This window comes from Acidovorax sp. Leaf78 (genome assembly GCF_001422735.1).
GTDB lineage: Bacteria > Pseudomonadota > Gammaproteobacteria > Burkholderiales > Burkholderiaceae_C > Acidovorax.
On sequence record NZ_LMLZ01000002.1, the window covers coordinates 146,200 to 163,215 of the forward strand.

A 17,016-nucleotide genomic window follows, 5' to 3' on the forward strand; every position below is an offset into this window, starting at 1 on the left:
CGTCTTGCCGTTGAGTAAAAATCCATGACCGAATTTGTACGCCCAGGCCCGTTGGGCACCAATGAGCACGACAGCAATGGCGAGTTCTCCAAAATCCGCCTGCACGAACCATCGCACAGCTTCATTGGCAAGGGGCACACTCCAACTCCTTTAGGAACGCACTCGACTGACGCGGAATCGCGACGCTCTTCGCAGCGCTACCCCGCACCGGCGCGCAGCATGCCTTCAGATTCGAGCCACGGCAACAAGTCCCAGCAGAAATCTGCCCCAGGGGTATCAGCGTCAACCAGTTCGCCTGCAGTTGGCGACAAGCCCCATTGGGGCAACGAGCAGAGCCTCAAGCGCATCGCTGATACGGATGAACACGTGAGGACTTGGCTTCGCGCTGCTCTGTCCAATGCCGGCGAGTACCAGACCCCAGGTCTCTGGCTGGCTGCGCGACGCGAAGAGGGACTTGATCGATATGACAACAACTTGGCCGCCGCTGAACGCTTCGCAATGGCGGCAGAGGGGTTCTGGAATGTTTTTCCAGGCTCGCAGACGATGGCCATCGCCGGCAAAAAGCTGTTGCAGAAAGCCCGTATGAACGTGCCGGGAGCCGAAGCGTTGCTCGGCAAAGCAGGTTCCAGCAATCCCGATTTCACCGAAAAGTGGGGCCAACTTGGTAACTCGTACCACCAACTTGGTATGACTCCACAGGCCGCTTGCGAGGCAGCCATGACGCACAAGTTCTCACGCAAATGACAAGGGACGTCGCCGAGGCAGCGCACAGCAAACCCAAGAGCGCTTCTCACTTGCGCGCTTTCTGGCTACCTGCAGGGTGTTTGTTGGCTGCCGCAGTATGGGTTGACTTGATTTTGCAGGCACCTTTGGCTGGGCTGGCAGTTTCTTTTCTTGCACTGCTTTGGACCGCGGCAGCGGTCGTGTCAGGACTTTTGAAGCGCCACAGCGTCTTTGCCACATTGCGAAGCCATCAAGTATCGGTCAGTCTGATCGGGACGTACTTTGCGAGCGTGGCCTGCGGCCTCATCGTCAGCCATCTGGTGTTCAGCCAAGCGCAAGGGCTGCGTGAGCAGATCCGACAAAGCCGCAAGTCGGGCACCGATGTTGACACTGCGGCCCTACAGAATGTCTACGATTCGTTTTGTACTTCACGGTGGAATGGACGTTGTGGCTGGATGAACTATCGAATTCTTTACAACACCGATGGCGCATCAGATCAAAGACCTGGAGCTTCCGGGGTGTTGGTTGTTTTCCAGTTCTTCACTGAGAGAGTCGCGATTTCGGTTGAAACGGGACAGGTCGTGGAGCGCCGTAGCGTCGATTGAAGTCGAGGGCGAGAAAGCGAGTCCATGCCAAAAGAACTTGAATTTGATGGAAGCTTCAATCTGCGTGCCCCACCAAGCGCTCCAGCACAGGAGGCAGCCGCAAGTATCTACGTGCGGTGAGGACAGTGGTCAACAGCAACACAACGTGGGATCTATGTATAGCCCGAGACTTACGTACTCAGCGTCCCCTGGATGTAGTACTTGATCGCTACGCCTCGTCCAAGATTTGCGCGAGCCGACGGAATGTTGCGCTGTTGTGCACCCACAGCGCCTTGTCGCCAACGACGTAAAGCCTCTTCTTGGCGCGGGTCAGGGCGACATTGAGAAGGTTGGGACTTTGCTCGTCGCCTGCGAACGAGGCGATGGCCTGAGGGCTGTCGGTATTGCCCCCGAGCAGCAGGATCACCACGTCGGCCTCCTTACCCTGAAACGTGTGCACCGTACCAGCCATTTCGTGAATTTTTTCCTCACGCGCTAAGTGGCTCTCGTGCAACAGAGACTTGAACCCGACAGCGACGTCCCGGTAGGGCGTGATGACATTGATGTGGAAGGCGCCGTTACGGTTCCTCAACTCGCCGCGAAGTTGCGCGGTGTCGAGTAGCCGCAAGATTAGATCGTGCGCGAAGTCACCCTGATCGGGGACCCAATGCCCCACCGAGGCACCGCATATGTCGAACCATCGGCTCGGTCCAACCCAGTCCTCGGATGCCGTGTCGTCAACCACGCCATGCACCATCAAGTGCGCATAAACGATCTCGTTGGCGGCCCGGAACATGGGGTTCAGACAGCGCCGGTGTACGCGCAGCGGGCTGCCTACCCACAGCGAATCCTCGGCTATGTCGCTGCTGCCCAGGTAGGTACCGTAGGGCGTGCAGCCGTCCGCCAGCGTCTGCACGGAGCACCGCGGTGGCGCCCAGGCCAGCTCTGCCCCCAGCCACTGCCGCCAGGCGGCCAGAGCATCGACGGGCTGGGGCACGACGGGCTCCAGCTGCAGCGGGTCGCCGACGGCGATGACGCGCCGAGAGCGCCAGATGGCGCCAACGGCGTTCTGCGGGGTGGACTGCCCGGCCTCGTCGATCAAGAGCAACCCCAGGGCTTCCTGCCCGAGGCTGGCGAACAATTTGTCGAACGAAGCGAAGGTGCTCGAGACCACCGGCACGACAAGGAAGAAGGCGTTCCACAGATGCGGCGCGGCAGCGGCGGCCTGCACGACAGACAGCTTACCCGACTGCAGGTCGACGAAGGCGCTCAGCGTGGGTCCTAAGCGCTTCCAGGCGGCCACGACGAATGATTCGGTAAGCGCCATCGCGGCGCGGAACACCTCGACGCGCAAGGCCTGCAGCAGCGGATCGTTGAACGCCACGCAGCGCTGCAGGTCCTCGTCGGACAGCTTGGCCAGTTGGGTTGTGGCCGGGAAGGTGTCCGGCAGATCCGCAAATCGCGACTCCATTGACGCCAGGCGGTGCTCGGCGGCGGTGAGATCGGTCTGCGATCGAGCCCGCGCCTGCGCGGCGGCGCCCACGTCGGCTTCGGCCTGCCGGACCTGGGCCTGCGCAGTCGCAAGCCGCTGCGTGAGGCTGCTGTGATCGTGCAGGAGCGCGGCAGCATCGTCGTCCTCGCCGAGTCCCGCGGCCTGCAAGGCTTGAACGGCACGCGCGAGTGCGGCGGCACTGGTTTCTCGCTGCTGCTCGGCGGCACGGTACTGCTCCATCGCCGATTGCGCCGCCGCCAGCGCCGACGACGCGTCTGCCAGGCGGCGCCGGGCCGCCATCTCGTGATCGCCCGTGGCCTGCATGCGGGTGGCCCATGCCCGGCTTGCGCCTCGGTGGAACAGGTTGTCCCAGAAACCCGGCTTGGTGGCCAGCGTCAGCTCCGTCTGGCGCACAGCCATGTCCACTTCCAACTGCGCTTGCCGCGCGGCGTCCGCCGCCCCTGGGGCCAGCGTGGCTTGTGCCTCAAGTAGCGCCTGACTCGCAGCGCCTTGCGTCTCACGCACTATCGTGAACGCGCGGCGCGCCGCCAGCCTTTGCGCAGCGCGCTCCGTGGCACCGCGCAAGCACCTCTCTTCGTCCGCGCCGGCCTCCCGGGCATGCTGTAATGCTCCAAGCTGCACGGCAGCCGCCTCGACTTGCGCGCGCAGCGCCTGACACCGATGCAGCAGCGCCGCGTAGTCTTCGACGTCCTGCGCTCGCTCGCGGCAGCGCTGCAGTGCCTGCCGAAAGGCCTTTCGAGCCGGGGCCCATGCCGATGCACCGTGGTCGCCCTGCCCAATCAGGCCGCGCAGGCTGCGCAGGCGCAAGGGGTCAGGGTTCGCCGGGTCTTTTGGCGCGGCCTCAAACCAGAAGCGACTCAGGAATGCGCGCTTCTTCTCGCCGCTGCCCAGCAAGGCGGCCACCAAGCCCCAACTGCTGCCGTCGGCCCGCTGCTCAGCTTTCGGCGGTGCTGCAATGGAGTCGGACACGGCGCTGAAATATGAGAGACCGGCAGCGTCCATCGGCTTGGAGCGCTTGGGCAAGTCGTTGATGACGTTCTCCACCGCGCCGTTGTTGGACGACGTCACCACCACGCCATGGCCGTGCAGCGCCGCATCCAGAGTCCAGTAGGGGTACTTGTGGCCGTCGATCTCCCGGGACGCAGAAAATGCCGACAGTGGGTCGTCATAACCGGCCAGCAGTTCCGCCTTGGTGACGATGGTGTCTGCCACCACATCGCGCAGCAATGTGCTCTTGCCGGTGCCCGGCGGTCCATTGACGCCGTACAAGCCGCCGTCCTCCAGGACGACGCGCGACGCATTCACGGCAAACTGCTGGGCCGTAACAAGGGGGAAGTCCGGCCAAGCGCCTGCAGGCAGGCGCGTGGGCCGCAGCGCATCCACGAAGACGCCCATGCCACCATCCGGATCGCCATCGCGCAGGTCCAAACGCTGCGGCGCTGTGTCGAGCTTCAGGTAGCTGCGCAACGCCGCGCCCAACGGGGCGCCGTCGACAAGCAGCCGTCGCACGCGCTCCACGTCGACTGCGACCATCGAATTCATCGCACCCAGGTCGATCCTGCGCTCTTTGTATCGGGTCAGCGTGACGACTTTGAAGCGGGCCAAGTGACTACGTGGTCCGACCGCTTCAGCACCAGCTTCGTCACCAGACTGCGAGTAGGGCGCCCAATCTGGCTGCCAACCGCTGCGACGCCAGATCAGCGCGAGTATCTTGTGCACATGATCGAGCGCCAGCGGACGCATGTCCCGCGGCCCGCGCAACATGCCGTCCTGGACCTCGCCCGTCAAAGTCTCCGGCGTCCGCGCGTCGGCGTCGCGAGTTAATTGCAGTTGAACGAGCAGGTCGCTCACTTCGCTCATCAGGCCATTCATGAAGTCATCGAAGCCGGAGAACGCTGAGACTTGTGCGGCATCCTGCGCTGGCAGCACGACGTCCCGCAGCCGTGCCATCATCCAAGGCAGCGATGAGATGAAGACTTCGCCACATACACGCCCAGTGTCGTCCAGCGGGATCAGCAACACCGCACCGTCGCCGGACACACGCAGCGCCCGCGGGTCCGTTATGTCCTGCCCCAGCACCTTTTGCAGCGACAGCACATAGTCTCTCTTGGCATACAGCCCACAATAGGCAATCTGCCCCTTGTAGCGATTTCCGCGGCCTCGCAAGCTGGCTTGGCGTGACGGAAAATTCCAGGGCAGGTCGGTGTCGGTACGAACCCCGAACACGTTTCTGCGCTCGTCGGTATCGGGCGCGCCTGCGAGATTCATGTATTCCAAGCCCAACCAGAACTGGCACGCTGAAATAGCGCTTTTCGTCGCCGTCGTGTCGGCCGTAGGCTTCATGTGTCGTTCTTCCCTGTTACTTATCTTGGCTGACATGGCGCATAAACTGCAGGACTGCTCGGCGAGGTATGCACAGTCGCAAACCACCGCGTAGATCATCAAGTTGGCCTCAAGCTGTGAGCACCACTGGCCCCATACGCAGTTCCAATCCATAAGGATTGCGAGCAATCGACTCCCGTCGATGTACTTTTCAAACGGATTTTCCTTGCGTAAAGGCGCTTGCGTAGCCACAAAAAGAGCATCACCGGTTCTCTAGTCAGGGCCGTTTTCATCAGTATCTTTGCCAAAGCTGGGAGTACAGCGCTGCAACATCTGAACCACCTGCACTACCTGCAGGTCCAGCGACATCCCAGCACCATCCAGCCTGAGATCGGGTTGCTCAGGAGCCTCATAGGGCGAATCGATGCCTGTGAAGTTCTCGATCTCGCCGCGCCGAGCGCGCCGATACAGCCCCTTGGGATCGCGCGCTTCGGCAACCTCGATCGGCGTGTCGACATGCACTTCCAAGAATGCATGGGGCTCGCACAGCGCCCGCGCGTGGGCGCGCGCCGCACTAAATGGCGAGACGAGCGCAACCACTGCGATGACGCCCGCGTCGGCAAGATCGCGTGCGTATTCAGCCACCCGACGCACCTGCTCATCGCGGTCGGCTTGAGAAAAAGTCAAGTCTCGGCTGGGGTCTCGACGCAGTTGGTCGCCATCGAGCAGTTGTACCAACTGCCCCGACGCTTGCAGCTCTGCCACCACCGCCGTCGCGATAGTGGTCTTGCCCGCCGCGGGGCGACCGGTGAACCAGATGACCGTCACGCCGCCGCTATGGGAATGCGCGCCAGCAGTCCGTCACCGAACTGCTCGTGCAGCGGCAGGTCGCGCCGGTGGGCATAGCCGATGAAGCAGTCGCAGCGCAGGCGGCTGCAACGCTTTTCCTGCAGCACTTCGTCCAGCGCATCGACATAGAGGTTGCCCATGCGGGTCGGGATGAAGTGGCAGCGCTGTAGCTCTCCCTCGCCGTCCACCGATAGCACTTCCGAGCCGGCCCGGCATGCAACGCCGCGCGACGGCGGCGGTTTGTGCTGAAGCGGAAACCACGGGTCTAAGCCCTCCAGCCACGCGAGATCACGCTCGCTGTAGTAGCCAGGTCCGCGGCGATCGTAGGCATTGAGCCAGATGTTGCTGCCAGGCAATGCGGTGCGCAGGTCACGGATCGCCTCGAAATGCTCATGCCGCGCCACGACGCCGACGGAATACCGTATGCCCATGGTGTCCAGTCGCCGCGTGCGTTCGACGAAGCGTGCCAGCGTCGTCTGCCCCGGGTGGTAGGTGCACCACAGCGACAGCTTGCCAGCGGGTGCATCGGCCAGCCAAGCCAGCGGGCCCGACAGGTTGGTCTGCAGCGCCACCTGCGACAGGTGCGGCAGTGCGGCCAGCGCCAGCATGGCCTCGCGGTAGTGCCGCCGCACCAGCGCCTCGCCCCAGGGGGTGAACAGCACGCGCAATGGTCGCGTCTGGCTTGCCGCCCAGCCGACGAAACGCGCCACCTCGGCCGCGTCACGCGCGAGCGTGGCCCGCGTGTCGCGGCGCTTGGCGAAGGGGCAGTAGTTGCAGGTGTAGTTGCAACTCTCCAAACTGCCGCGGTAGAGCAGCGTCAGCATGCGTCGCTCGCCATGCCCTCTTGCACACGCGCCGACGCCAGCCAGGGTCCGATGGTGTCGGCATAGGCCGTGCCGCGGTCGTTCAGTGCAAGCAGCGCGCTGTCGTCGTGCGCGAGTTCGAGCGCGACAAGCTCCTGCAGTTGCGGCAGATCGTCGAGCGCTGCACTGCCAAAACGCTGCTCGTAAGCCGCTAGCGACAAGCCGGGCTCAGTCAGAAGCGACTGGATGACGTAGCGGCGGCGCTGCTCCTCGCCATCCAGCTCGAAGCCATAGACCGCCTGCGCGAACTGAGTGTCGTCCTGTGCAATGAAGTTCTCGACGATGGAACGCGTGGCGGCGCGTGCCACGGCATAGTCGCCGGACCAGTGCAGCGTGCTCGTATAGGAGCGCGCGCCTGCGCCCAATCCCACCATGCCGTCGTCCTGGCAGCAGTAGACCGGGCCGTCGTCCTGTGGCGCGTGCGGCGCACGGAACATGCGCATGGAGACTTGCCGGTAGCCGGCTGCACGCAGCCGGTCGCGCGCAATGGCGTACAGCGCCTGGCGCTGGTCGGCACCGCTAGCTTCGGCTTGCCGGATGGACAGCTTGCCCAGGCCCGTCTGCGCACGCACGTAGAGCGGGTACAGATAGAGCTCCTCCGGCGCAAAGGCAAGAGCGCTCTCCAGCGACGCCAGCCAGCTCGCGGCCGTCTGGCCGGCGATGCCGTAGATGAGGTCCAGGTTCATCACCTCGAAGCCGGCGCGGCGTATCTCCGTGATTGCCTCATTGACGATGCGGCCTTGCTGCGGTCTCGCCAGCGCGCGCATTTCTGCGTCGGCAAAACTCTGTATGCCCATGCTGACGCGCCGCACGCCCATCGCGCGGCACACCTGCAGGCGCTCGCGCGTGACCGTCTCTGGCGACACCTCAATGCCCGACGGCGTGGCAGCCAGGTCGATGCCCAGCCAGCGCTGTGCGCCCGCGTAGAGGCGCTCGAGCTGTCCAGCCGACAGGAAGCTCGGCGTGCCGCCGCCCAGTGCCAGCCGTGCGAAGCGTCGCTCGCCGAGCACACGGTCCATCACCTGCATCTGCCGCAGCACGGCGTCTACATAGGCGTCCACCAGCGCGTCGTCCGGCAGCGCCATCGCGAACAGGTTGCAGAAGCCGCAGCGCATCGTGCAGAACGGCACATGCACATACGCAAAAAGCGCCGAGCGGTCCTGCGTGGCCCACAATGCGTCCAACGCGCGCGGAGTGTCCAGCATGCGGTAGGCGCTCTTGTGCGGATAGCTGTACGAGTACGCCTGGTAGGCCCCATGGCGCATCGCCTCGGCCAGTGACAGCGTCTTCAGCATGCGGAATTCCCAAGAAAAAAATGTGCGTAGGGCACGGTCCACACGATGTCGTGTCCGACACGGTGACCATGATGGCCGTCCTCGCCATAGGCAGTGCCGTGGTCGGAACAGACGATGACAAAGGTCGGCGCGCGCGCGGCGCAAACCTCGAACAACGGCGCCAGAGCGGCGTCGACGCTGCGCAGCGCGGCGGCATGGGTGGCCAGCGAGTCTTCCTCGGCACCCGGCAGGTGGGCCCGGTTGGGCGAGTGGATGGCCGAGACGTTGATGAACAGCAGCACCCGGCCGTCAGTGGCGTGGAGCCGCTCCACCGCCAGCGCCACCTGCCGCCGGGTCGAATCGCGCCGGCCCACACCCAATGCGGGGTTCCAATGGCTCTCGGCGAACAGCCCTGGCAACACACGGCCCAGCGCGTTCTGCTGGTTGAAGAAGCCGACGCCGCCGATGCACACGGTGTGATAGCCGCGCGCGGTCAGCGCCTCCGGTATCGAGGCCTCGTCAAACGCGAACGTGTGTCGCCCGGTGGTCTCGCTACCGCGGAAGGCACTCGCAAACAGCCGCGCATGCCGCCCGGGCGACGCCGGCGTGGGCAGATAGCCCGCGAAGAAAGCTTGGTGCGCGGCGTACGTGAAACTGCTCGGCGAGTGACGCCGCTCCCAGCCGCTGGGCAGCAGGTGGCGCGCCAGCACTGGCAGTTCGCCGCGCTCGAACGCTGCCTGGGCGACGTCAAAACGCAGCGTGTCCAGCGTGATGATCACAATATCGTGCGTGCCCACCACGCCGTTCATGTCTGGATTGGTCGTCATCGCGTCAGGCCAGCGCGGTGGCATAGGTATCGCGACCCTGCCAGAGCAGGCCGGGCAGCAGGTCGCCGAAGGCATTGGCCTCCAGCACGCGCGCCGTGCCTTGCCGCACGACCAGGTCGAAGCCGACGACGGCGGCGCGCGGGAACACGCGGGCCGCCTGCTCGGCGGTCGCCTCCATCACGCCGAGATCGTGCGCAGGCAGCAGTTGCGCCGGATCGGCGCGTGCGCTGTCCAGGTGCAGGTTGGTCAGAGTCCTCCCGCTCACGCGCGCCACACGGTGCGCCGCACGCGCGCCGAAGGTGACGACGCGCAGGTCGAAGTGGCCCGCGCCGGAGCGGGGCTTGGAAAGCCAGGCCTCCACGTAGGCCCCCTGCGCGGCCACCAGGTCGATGACACGGCGCACATCGTCGAGCCCCTGATAGCTGCACACGCGCTTGACATTGAACAGCCGCAGGCCATCGGCATGCAGTTGCGCCGACGTGGTGGCCTGCTGGCGGCCTGCGGCGCGCCGGTAGGCCACCACACCGGCAGCTGAGGACCCGTAGCGCGCCTTGACGAACACGCGGTCCAGACTATGGTGGTCCAGCAAGTCGACAAGATGGTCATAGCCTTGCACCGGCCCCAGCAGCGCTGCGGTGGCAAGCCCCTGCTCGCGCAAGCGTTGCTGGCAATGCAGTTTGTCGGTCATCGCGATGATGTCGTCAGGCGCATTCACGACGCTGGCCTGCGGCTGCGCGGCAAGCAGTGCCGCTAGCTGCTGCATCGTCCACTGAAAACCCGCAAACCAGGCGTCGACCGCCGCCAGTTCGCCGCTCTCGGGTGCTGCGCACAGCGGCCGGCCCAGGCTCTCACAGCCACGGTGCAGCAACGCGAGGTGCACCTGCGGGTCGTCGCCTGGCGGCTCGATCTTGAACCGGCACGGTACCCGCAGCGCCTGGGCTAGGCGATCGGGCGCGGCCAGCCAGTCTCGCCATTCGACAAGCTGTACGGACACACGCGCGATCGCGGCGGCCGCCATCAGCCCGCGCGTGCGCTTGCTGCCGGCTACGCCCAGCACCACCCAGCGATGCACGCAGCTTCCCGGCCTATTCGCCAACGGCCACGTAGCGGTCGTTGTCTGCGGCTCCCTGCGCGTCGTCAAGCACGACGCCGGGGATCGCGGCGCGCAGCTTTCCCTGCAGCGCTTCGGAGATATAGTGGTGCGACAGGTCCAGCTTCTTCAACGCCGCAGTGTGCGGGCTCGCCAGCAGTGCCTGTGCGCCCTTATCGCCGAGCGTGCCCAGCGACAGGTCCAGCGTGTCCAGTGACGCGACCCACGCCTCGCCGGCCAGCCAGATGGCCAGTTCGTCGGCGATCTGCGAGTCGCGCAGACCCAGCACGTGCAGTGCCGGGGTGCGCAGCTTCTGCAGCACCTGACGGTACAACGCTACATCGCCCTCGAAGCCATAGTTGTCATCACCCAGCCAAAGCTCCAGCTTCTCCAGAGCCGGTAGCTCTGACTGAGCGAGCGCCTGGGCAATCTCCCGTGGCAGTCCGCCACTCTCAATCACCAATTCACGCAATCCGGCATGGGAAACCGGCGACAACTCCAGCGAAGTGGATCCGCGGATGCGCAATGCCTCCAACCGCGGAAAAGCCTGCAGCAGATGGTTGTAGCGCGTGCCTTGAATGATCCAGGAGATCTCGCACTCCTCATAGGTCATGTCGCCCACAAACAGCGCCTTGAAGTTTGGCAACTGGGGCGCCAGTTCAATCAGTCGATCCAGCGCTTCATTGGGACTGTTGTCGTGAGGTTCGCCCCACGCTCCGATGACAAGCGCCTCTAGCTGCCCCTGATCAATCTTCGAGAGGTACTCTTCCAGCAGTTCCAGCAGGCTGCGCGAATCGTCGTAGTCGAGCGTCAGTCGATGAACTACTCCGCTTCCACCAGCGGGTACCCCACCTTGGTAGTCCTGAACTGTCTTACCGAAAAATACTTCGGTGCGTTCCGAAATCGTCACAAGTGCCCTCCCCAGGGTGCATAAATGAAATAAAAAGCTGCGGGACTTTCGCCCTTTAAACGAATACGCCAGGTCGCCACTTCGAGCGTCATCTATTCGCTATGGATCTAACAGTTCTAGAGCTTGTCTCCGTACGAAAACGAGCCCATTACACGAGCCTATTGCCAGTTTGAAACACGTCGCTAAGCCGTACCGGTCATTGAACTCCATAGCTCTGTAGAAGCTAGTTTCACAGCCAGCGCAATCACATTTGACGCGTTGGCTGAACGTCATGTGACGCTGCCGAGAAATTCTCTAACTGCAGGTAGTCCGCTCGATTGTATTGCCGTCCAACGACCCGCCACGCGGTCGCCAGAAGCGTGATTGATCGTTCAGTTCTACATCAGCCCACGGCACTTCACGACGTTTCACATCAGCACCAGTTGCAGCTTGATGTGTGCTTCGGAAGCCCTGGACTTGGTCATGACAGGCTGCCCCGCCATGGCGCGCGCTTATGAAATTGCGGCCACCGACCGGTACGAACTTCAGGATCCAGTCGCGTGCGCTGGCAGGAGAATTGGTCCTGTTGCAGAACTGATTGATGAAACCTTGATCCCGACGACAGCTATGGCTTGCCGCCCAACAGTCTGCGACGCGATCATCAAGAGAAAATCGTCACTAGATACGACTCGGGTAAAGGTTGCTCGTAGTAGGTTTGAAATTAGCGCGCCTAGCTGCTTTGGTTCTAACCAAAAAAGCTGTAGCGGAACGTGGCACTGAACTTGATTCCGCAACGACGTGATTGATGCCTGCGTCATCGCTGTCCCTTTACTTAAAGTCCCGGCTCTCCGTCGCCAGCCGTCCCAGCAGGGGCGACAGATCTGCCAGCCTGTCCGCAATCAGGTTGCACACCTCACCTTCGCGCTGCCAGCGTCCTTTGACCGCCATTAACCGCGAGCCCAATAAAACCTCCCGCTGCGCTTCCTTGATGTGGCGCCAGCAGATCACCTGGGTCGAACCGTGCTCATCCTCGAGTGACACGAAGATGGTCCCTTTGGCCGTTTCCGGTTGCTGCCGCAGCGTCACGATGCCGGCCGTGCGCACGACGCGCCCGTTGGGTACGTGCCGCAGTTCCTCGGACGTCTTGAGCTTGTACTTGTCGAGCTTCTTGCGCAACAGTGCCAGGGGATGGCTGCGTAGTGTGAGGCCGATGGACGCGTAGTCCCAGACCACATCTTCGCCTTCCGGCGGCGCTGGCAGTTCCAGAAACTCTTCGTCCACTGGTGCTTCCTGCAGCAGCGCCGGCGGGGCATGCAGCGCTGCCGCATCCCAGACCTGCTGGCGCCTGTGGCCCGACAGCGTGGCCAGTGCGCCAGCCGCGGCCAGCAGCTTCATCTCGTGCTGTTCGAGCCTGGCTCTTCTGGCAAGTTCTTCGGCGTTGTCGAGTGGTGCTCGATGCCTAGCGGCCATGATGCGCTCCGCGCTGGCTGCTTTCAGGCCGCCGATCATGTGGAGGCCCAGCCGCACCGCCGGTGTGTTGGGCAGATCCTCCAGCGTGGACTCGACGTCGCTGTACATCACATCTACCGGCCGCACTTCTACTTTGTGGCGCTGGGCATCCTGCACCAGCTGGCTTGGGCTGTAGAAACCCATGGGCTGGCTGTTGAGCAGCGCAGCCAGGAATGCCGCAGGCTCGTGCCGCTTGATCCAGCACGAGGCATAGACCAGCAACGCGAAGCTGGCTGCATGGCTCTCAGGGAATCCGTATTCCGAGAACCCTTTGATCTGCTCGAAGATCTGTTCGGCGAACGCCCGCTCGTACCCCCGCGAGGTCATGCCGTCCACGATCTTGTTGTAGTACTTGCCCAATCCCCCCTTGCGCTTCCAGGCAGCCATGGCCCTGCGCAGGCCATCGGCTTCACCAGGTGTGAAGCCCGCCGCCAGGATGGAGATTTGCATCACCTGTTCCTGGAACACCGGAACACCGAGGGTGCGGCCCAGCGCCGTCTTGAGGGCTTCGCTCGGATAGCTCACCGGTTCCTTGCCCTGGCGCCGGTTCAGGTAAGGGTGCACCATGCCACCCTGGATGGGACCAGGCCGCACAATGGCCACCTCGATCACCAAGTCGTAGAAGCAACGTGGCCGCAGGCGCGGCAGCATGCTCATCTGCGCCCGGCTTTCGATCTGGAACACACCGATGGTGTCTGCCTTGCAGACCATGTCATAGGTCTCCGGATCCTCGGCCGGAATGTCCTGCATGCCGAACTGGTAGCCGCGCCGGTCGCTGATCATGTCCAGCGCGCGCCGGATCGCGGACAGCATGCCCAGGGCCAGCACATCGACCTTCAGAAGGCCTGCTGCGTCCAGGTCGTCCTTGTCCCATTCGATCACCGTGCGATCGGGCATGGAGGCGTTTTCTACGGGCACCATGCGGCACAGCAGATCCTTCGTTAGCACGAAACCACCCGTGTGCTGCGACAAGTGCCGCGGAAACCCAATCAGCTGGCTGGTCAGCACGATGAGCTGACGCACCTGCAGGTTCTCGGTAGACATGCCCAGCTCATCAAACCGCTCGAGCCGCACATCCGCGCCATCGAACCACTGCTGGCCCTTGGCAATCGCATCCACCGTCTCCAGGTCGAACCCCAGCGCCTTGCCCACGTCCCGAATCGCCGACTTCGGCCGGTAGCTGATCACCGTGGCTGTGAGTGCGGCCCGGTCCCTGCCGTACTTCTGGTACAGGTACTGGATCACCTCTTCACGGCGCTGGTGCTCGAAGTCGATGTCGATGTCCGGTGGCTCGTTGCGCTCCTTGGAAATGAATCGCTCGAAGAGCACCGACATGCGCGCGGGGTCGACCTCGGTGATTCCCAGGCAGTAGCAGACCACGCTGTTGGCCGCCGATCCGCGCCCCTGACAAAGGATGTGCCGCGACCGCGCAAAAGCCACGATGTCGTAGACGGTCAGAAAATAGTGCTCGTAGTGCAACTCGCAAATCAACGACAGCTCATGCTCGATCTGCCCTTGCACTTTCGCCGGTATGCCGGCAGGCCAGCGCCGGCCAGCTCCTTCATAGGTGACCTGGCGCAGATAGCCCGCCGCCGTTAGTCCCGCAGGGACCACCTCGTCCGGGTACTGGTACTTCAACTCGTCCAGGCTGAAACTGCACCGCGCCGCCACCTGCAGCGTCTCGGCCAGCAGCTCGGCCGGGAACGTCTGCGCCAGGCGCAACCGGGTGCGCAGGTGCTGCTCCGCGCTGCGCTGCAGGGCATGGCCGCACTCGGTGAGCGGCTTGCCGAGGCGCGTGGCCGTGAGCACATCCTGCAGCGGCTTGCGCGAGCGCACATGCATGTGCACGTCACCCACCGCCACCAGCGGCAGCGCCGTGAGTTCGGACAGCTGGCGCATGCGGTGCAGCCAGAGCTCATCGTCAAGCCGCCGCACCTGGTCCACGCCGATCCAGCACCGCCCCGTGAACTGATGCAGGGTCCAGAGTCCAGCGGCCTCCAGCTGCGCATCCGTGGCCTTGCGGTCGGGGCACAACAGGACCACGCAGTCCTCCAGCTCTGTTCCGCTGAGTTGGTCCAGGGTGAGGTGGTAGGTGCCTTTCTCTGAGGAGCGCCGCAGCTTGGTGATGAAGGCACACAGGTTGCCGTAGCCGTTGAGACTCTGAGACAGCACCACCAGCGTGAAGGCGCCCTCCGATGCGTCCCGCGGCTGGATGCAGAACTGCGAGCCCAGCAGCAGCGGCAGGCCCGCCGCCTTGGCCGCGACATGGGCCCGCACCACGCCTGCCATCGAGCACTCGTCCGTGATGGCCAGGCCCTGGTAGCCCAGTTCCTTAGCTCGCTCCACCAGTTCGTCAGGCGCACTTGCACCTCTCAAGAACGTGAAGTTTGAAACGCAGCGCAACTCGACATAGTCCGGCAGTGATCGGGACGGACGGATCAACATGCCCGCCTCACGCAAAATGCCCGTGCAGGAACCAGGCGGTCTGGTCCCGCGCCAGACGCTGCTGGAACACCCACAGCACGCCGGCATGAGGGCTTAGCGCCAGCCAGTAGTCGCGCTGCACGTTCAGGGGACGGGCATCGGCATCTTCGCTGCTGCGGTGCCACCAGCCGCCCTCGATACGGTCTGGACCCAACAGCAATTGCAGCGGGCCTTGGTAGTGCGGCCGGTTGTCGCGCTCGATGAGGCGCAGCGGTTCATCCAGCACCCAGCTGGGCAAAGGCAATTCGTAGGGAGACTCCGCTTTTTTTCTCTGGGTCTCGCACTGCCAGCTCTGCATCCACTCCAGACGGTGGTCTGCGGACATCGTGGGCCGACGCACGCAGGCATCGCCGAGCCGCGCCTGGATGCGCTCCAGCGCGAGATCCGTGCTGCCACTCTTGCGCAAGGTCTCGGGGATCAGCGAGCTGCTTTCCTCCACGATGGGCAGGACCTCCGTGGCGAGCAGCTCGATGTCGCCAGCGGGCGCTGCGAGCGTGACCTTGGCCAGGTGCTCGGCCAGCAGCCGCGCGAAATGCTCCACGTTTTGAGTGGGCTGCGCGGTGCGCACGGTGAGTTCCCCGCCGGTGCCGGCGTCCTTGGCACGCATGACATCGTGGCACCAGCGCAGGGTGAAGGCCGTGGCGCCCATGCGGCGCGCGGCCAGCCAACCCGCCATCTGCACCAGTAGCCGCCGCGCACCAAAGAGCAGTGCGGGCGCGGTTTCCACCCGCGACATCAACTCCAACCGAACATGAAAACTCTCCGGCAGCGTGAGCCACTCGTAGACTTCGGGCCGCAAACCATAGGCCTGGTCCAGCGCCACCAGCAGACCCTTGTCAAAACGCCGGCTCAGGCCGCCGCGCGGCAGGTTGCGGACATCGCCCAGGGTGCGACAGCCGACGCGGGCCAAGGTGGGCTGGTGCAGGCACACGGCCGCAATCGCTTCCAGCGGCAGAGGATCTAGCATCTTGGCCAGCGGAAGCTGAAAGCCATCCAATGGCACTGCGGATGCAGTCTGGCGTACCAGGGCCAGCGCAGAGGTCCCCGTGGGCGCCCAGGCTATGCGCGCACCCAGCTCCACAGCACCGGCCTCGATGAGCCCGTGAAGTGACTCCATGCCGCCAAATAGCCGCGCACTTCCCGATACTTCAACGACCACGGAATCTTCGAGCAATGCCACCCGGGGGGTGAATTGCAGTGCCCAGATTCCGAGCGATGTTGCATCAATGGGAGACGGGCTGGCTGGTAGTGGAGTGGGGAGCAACGCGGCCCAATGCCCGTGCATCGGATGCCTCCTCGCGTGAGAGCGCAGCAGAACGTGCCGGCACGGTCTTGAGCCGGGGTGGAAGCACCGACTCCAGGTTTTCTGGCATGGCCGCCAGATAGAGAGCTTCGTCGAGCGAGGCCCCTCTGCGTTTGGGGATGCGGATTTGCAGCTGCCAGCCCTTGGCTAGGGCCACGGCAACGCGCAGCGGCGCTGGAGACGTGTCGTTCAAGGCGGCAACAGGGCGGAACAGAAACACCGGTGCGTCACAGGACTGGGCGTGAATCTGCAGACGCCGGATCTGTTCCGGTCGGGCCTGAGGCAGCCATGACAGCACGGCACCGGCAGGGTCTGACTTGACGATCTGCTCGGTCGCCCACAGACGGTCCACCGGCGTCGATGCATGGACCCACACGACCTGGTCTGCAGACAAGCCCAGTTGCTCCAGGCCGCCGGCATGTGGCTGCTTGGGTGGGGCGATCAGGTAGACCCGACCGCCAGAGGACAGGAAAGACGGGATGGCCCGCCCTAGAAGGCGCCATTCGCAAAGAGCGGCCTGGGGCATGAGCAGCTCGGTCAGGCTGTGGGTGGGCCAGCCACCGCCGGGCAGTTCGCTGTCCAGTTCCGTGAAGCCTGAGGGGACAGTGCGTGAGACAGAATCGCCCAGCTCGGAGCCACGCCACACTGCCTCCGCCACGTGGCGCGGTAGAACGCCCGGGTCGAAGGCGCCGTGGGAGGCGTGGGCGGCAAGTGGCATGGATGAAGCATCAACTGCTGGAATACTGTATGAAATGACAGTATATGTCTGCAGTCGTTTCTGCTGCA

Annotated in this window: 12 protein-coding genes; 2 read left to right on the forward strand and 10 right to left on the reverse strand. The window is 63.9% G+C overall.

What is annotated here, in order from left to right; genetic code table 11:
* The first annotated feature begins 24 nt into the window (after positions 1-24).
* Together ASF16_RS25875 and ASF16_RS25880 are read left to right on the forward strand one after the other, a co-directional pair.
* Positions 25-744, forward strand: a complete 720-nt coding sequence (locus ASF16_RS25875) for a hypothetical protein (RefSeq protein ID WP_156371918.1) — start codon at positions 25-27, stop codon at positions 742-744.
* Positions 741-1,328: a hypothetical protein gene (locus ASF16_RS25880; protein WP_156371920.1), complete on the forward strand. Its 588-nt coding sequence runs from the start codon at positions 741-743 to the stop codon at positions 1,326-1,328. Before ASF16_RS25875 ends, ASF16_RS25880 begins: the two co-directional genes overlap by 4 nt.
* 208 nt (positions 1,329-1,536) lie before the next feature.
* On the opposite strand, the gene ASF16_RS03785 is transcribed toward ASF16_RS25880, so the two are convergent.
* From ASF16_RS03785 to imuA, 10 genes are all read right to left on the reverse strand, one after another.
* Entirely contained in the window at positions 1,537-5,262 is a 3,726-nt protein-coding gene (locus tag ASF16_RS03785) for a DEAD/DEAH box helicase (protein WP_235507246.1), read from the reverse strand.
* Between the two features lie 153 nt (positions 5,263-5,415).
* The gene (gene cysC / locus ASF16_RS03790; protein ID WP_056162949.1) at positions 5,416-5,970 is read right to left on the reverse strand and encodes an adenylyl-sulfate kinase; all 555 of its coding nucleotides are present in this window, start codon (positions 5,968-5,970) and stop codon (positions 5,416-5,418) included.
* Entirely contained in the window at positions 5,967-6,815 is an 849-nt protein-coding gene (locus ASF16_RS03795) for an STM4011 family radical SAM protein (protein WP_056162951.1), read from the reverse strand. The genes cysC and ASF16_RS03795 overlap by 4 nt, the downstream gene beginning before the upstream one ends.
* Positions 6,809-8,149, reverse strand: a complete 1,341-nt coding sequence (locus ASF16_RS03800; protein WP_056162952.1) for an STM4012 family radical SAM protein — start codon at positions 8,147-8,149, stop codon at positions 6,809-6,811. Before ASF16_RS03800 ends, ASF16_RS03795 begins: the two co-directional genes overlap by 7 nt.
* The gene (locus ASF16_RS03805) at positions 8,143-8,955 is read right to left on the reverse strand and encodes an STM4013/SEN3800 family hydrolase (protein WP_200926859.1); all 813 of its coding nucleotides are present in this window, start codon (positions 8,953-8,955) and stop codon (positions 8,143-8,145) included. The genes ASF16_RS03800 and ASF16_RS03805 overlap by 7 nt, the downstream gene beginning before the upstream one ends.
* A gap of 4 nt (positions 8,956-8,959) precedes the next feature.
* Positions 8,960-10,027, reverse strand: coding sequence for an STM4014 family protein (locus ASF16_RS03810; RefSeq protein WP_156371924.1), 1,068 nt, complete (start codon positions 10,025-10,027; stop codon positions 8,960-8,962).
* Between the two features lie 13 nt (positions 10,028-10,040).
* A complete protein-coding gene (locus tag ASF16_RS03815) occupies positions 10,041-10,955 on the reverse strand; it encodes an STM4015 family protein (RefSeq protein ID WP_056162959.1) in 915 nt (304 codons plus the stop codon).
* A gap of 807 nt (positions 10,956-11,762) precedes the next feature.
* On the reverse strand, positions 11,763-14,888 hold the full coding sequence (locus ASF16_RS03820; protein WP_056162963.1) for an error-prone DNA polymerase: 3,126 nt from the start codon (positions 14,886-14,888) through the stop codon (positions 11,763-11,765).
* A 7-nt stretch (positions 14,889-14,895) separates the two neighbouring features.
* Complete coding sequence (locus tag ASF16_RS03825; RefSeq protein WP_235507244.1) at positions 14,896-16,044, reverse strand: DNA polymerase Y family protein; 1,149 nt, start codon at positions 16,042-16,044, stop codon at positions 14,896-14,898.
* Positions 16,045-16,150: 106 nt separating this feature from the next.
* The gene (imuA, locus tag ASF16_RS03830; RefSeq protein WP_056162967.1) at positions 16,151-16,948 is read right to left on the reverse strand and encodes a translesion DNA synthesis-associated protein ImuA; all 798 of its coding nucleotides are present in this window, start codon (positions 16,946-16,948) and stop codon (positions 16,151-16,153) included.
* Positions 16,949-17,016 lie beyond the last annotated feature (68 nt).

Excerpts from the sequence above, each read along its gene's own strand:
- ASF16_RS25875 (WP_156371918.1), top strand. The coding sequence starts at position 25 with ATGACCGAATTTGTACGCCCAGGCCCGTTGGGCACCAATGAGCACGAC.
- ASF16_RS25880 (WP_156371920.1), top strand. The coding sequence starts at position 741 with ATGACAAGGGACGTCGCCGAGGCAGCGCACAGCAAACCCAAGAGCGCT.
- ASF16_RS03785 (WP_235507246.1), bottom strand. The coding sequence starts at position 5,262 with ATGATCTACGCGGTGGTTTGCGACTGTGCATACCTCGCCGAGCAGTCC.
- ASF16_RS03795 (WP_056162951.1), bottom strand. The coding sequence starts at position 6,815 with ATGCTGACGCTGCTCTACCGCGGCAGTTTGGAGAGTTGCAACTACACC.
- ASF16_RS03800 (WP_056162952.1), bottom strand. The coding sequence starts at position 8,149 with ATGCTGAAGACGCTGTCACTGGCCGAGGCGATGCGCCATGGGGCCTAC.
- ASF16_RS03805 (WP_200926859.1), bottom strand. The coding sequence starts at position 8,955 with ATGACGACCAATCCAGACATGAACGGCGTGGTGGGCACGCACGATATT.
- ASF16_RS03820 (WP_056162963.1), bottom strand. The coding sequence starts at position 14,888 with ATGTTGATCCGTCCGTCCCGATCACTGCCGGACTATGTCGAGTTGCGC.
- ASF16_RS03825 (WP_235507244.1), bottom strand. The coding sequence starts at position 16,044 with ATGGAGTCACTTCACGGGCTCATCGAGGCCGGTGCTGTGGAGCTGGGT.
- imuA (WP_056162967.1), bottom strand. The coding sequence starts at position 16,948 with ATGCCACTTGCCGCCCACGCCTCCCACGGCGCCTTCGACCCGGGCGTT.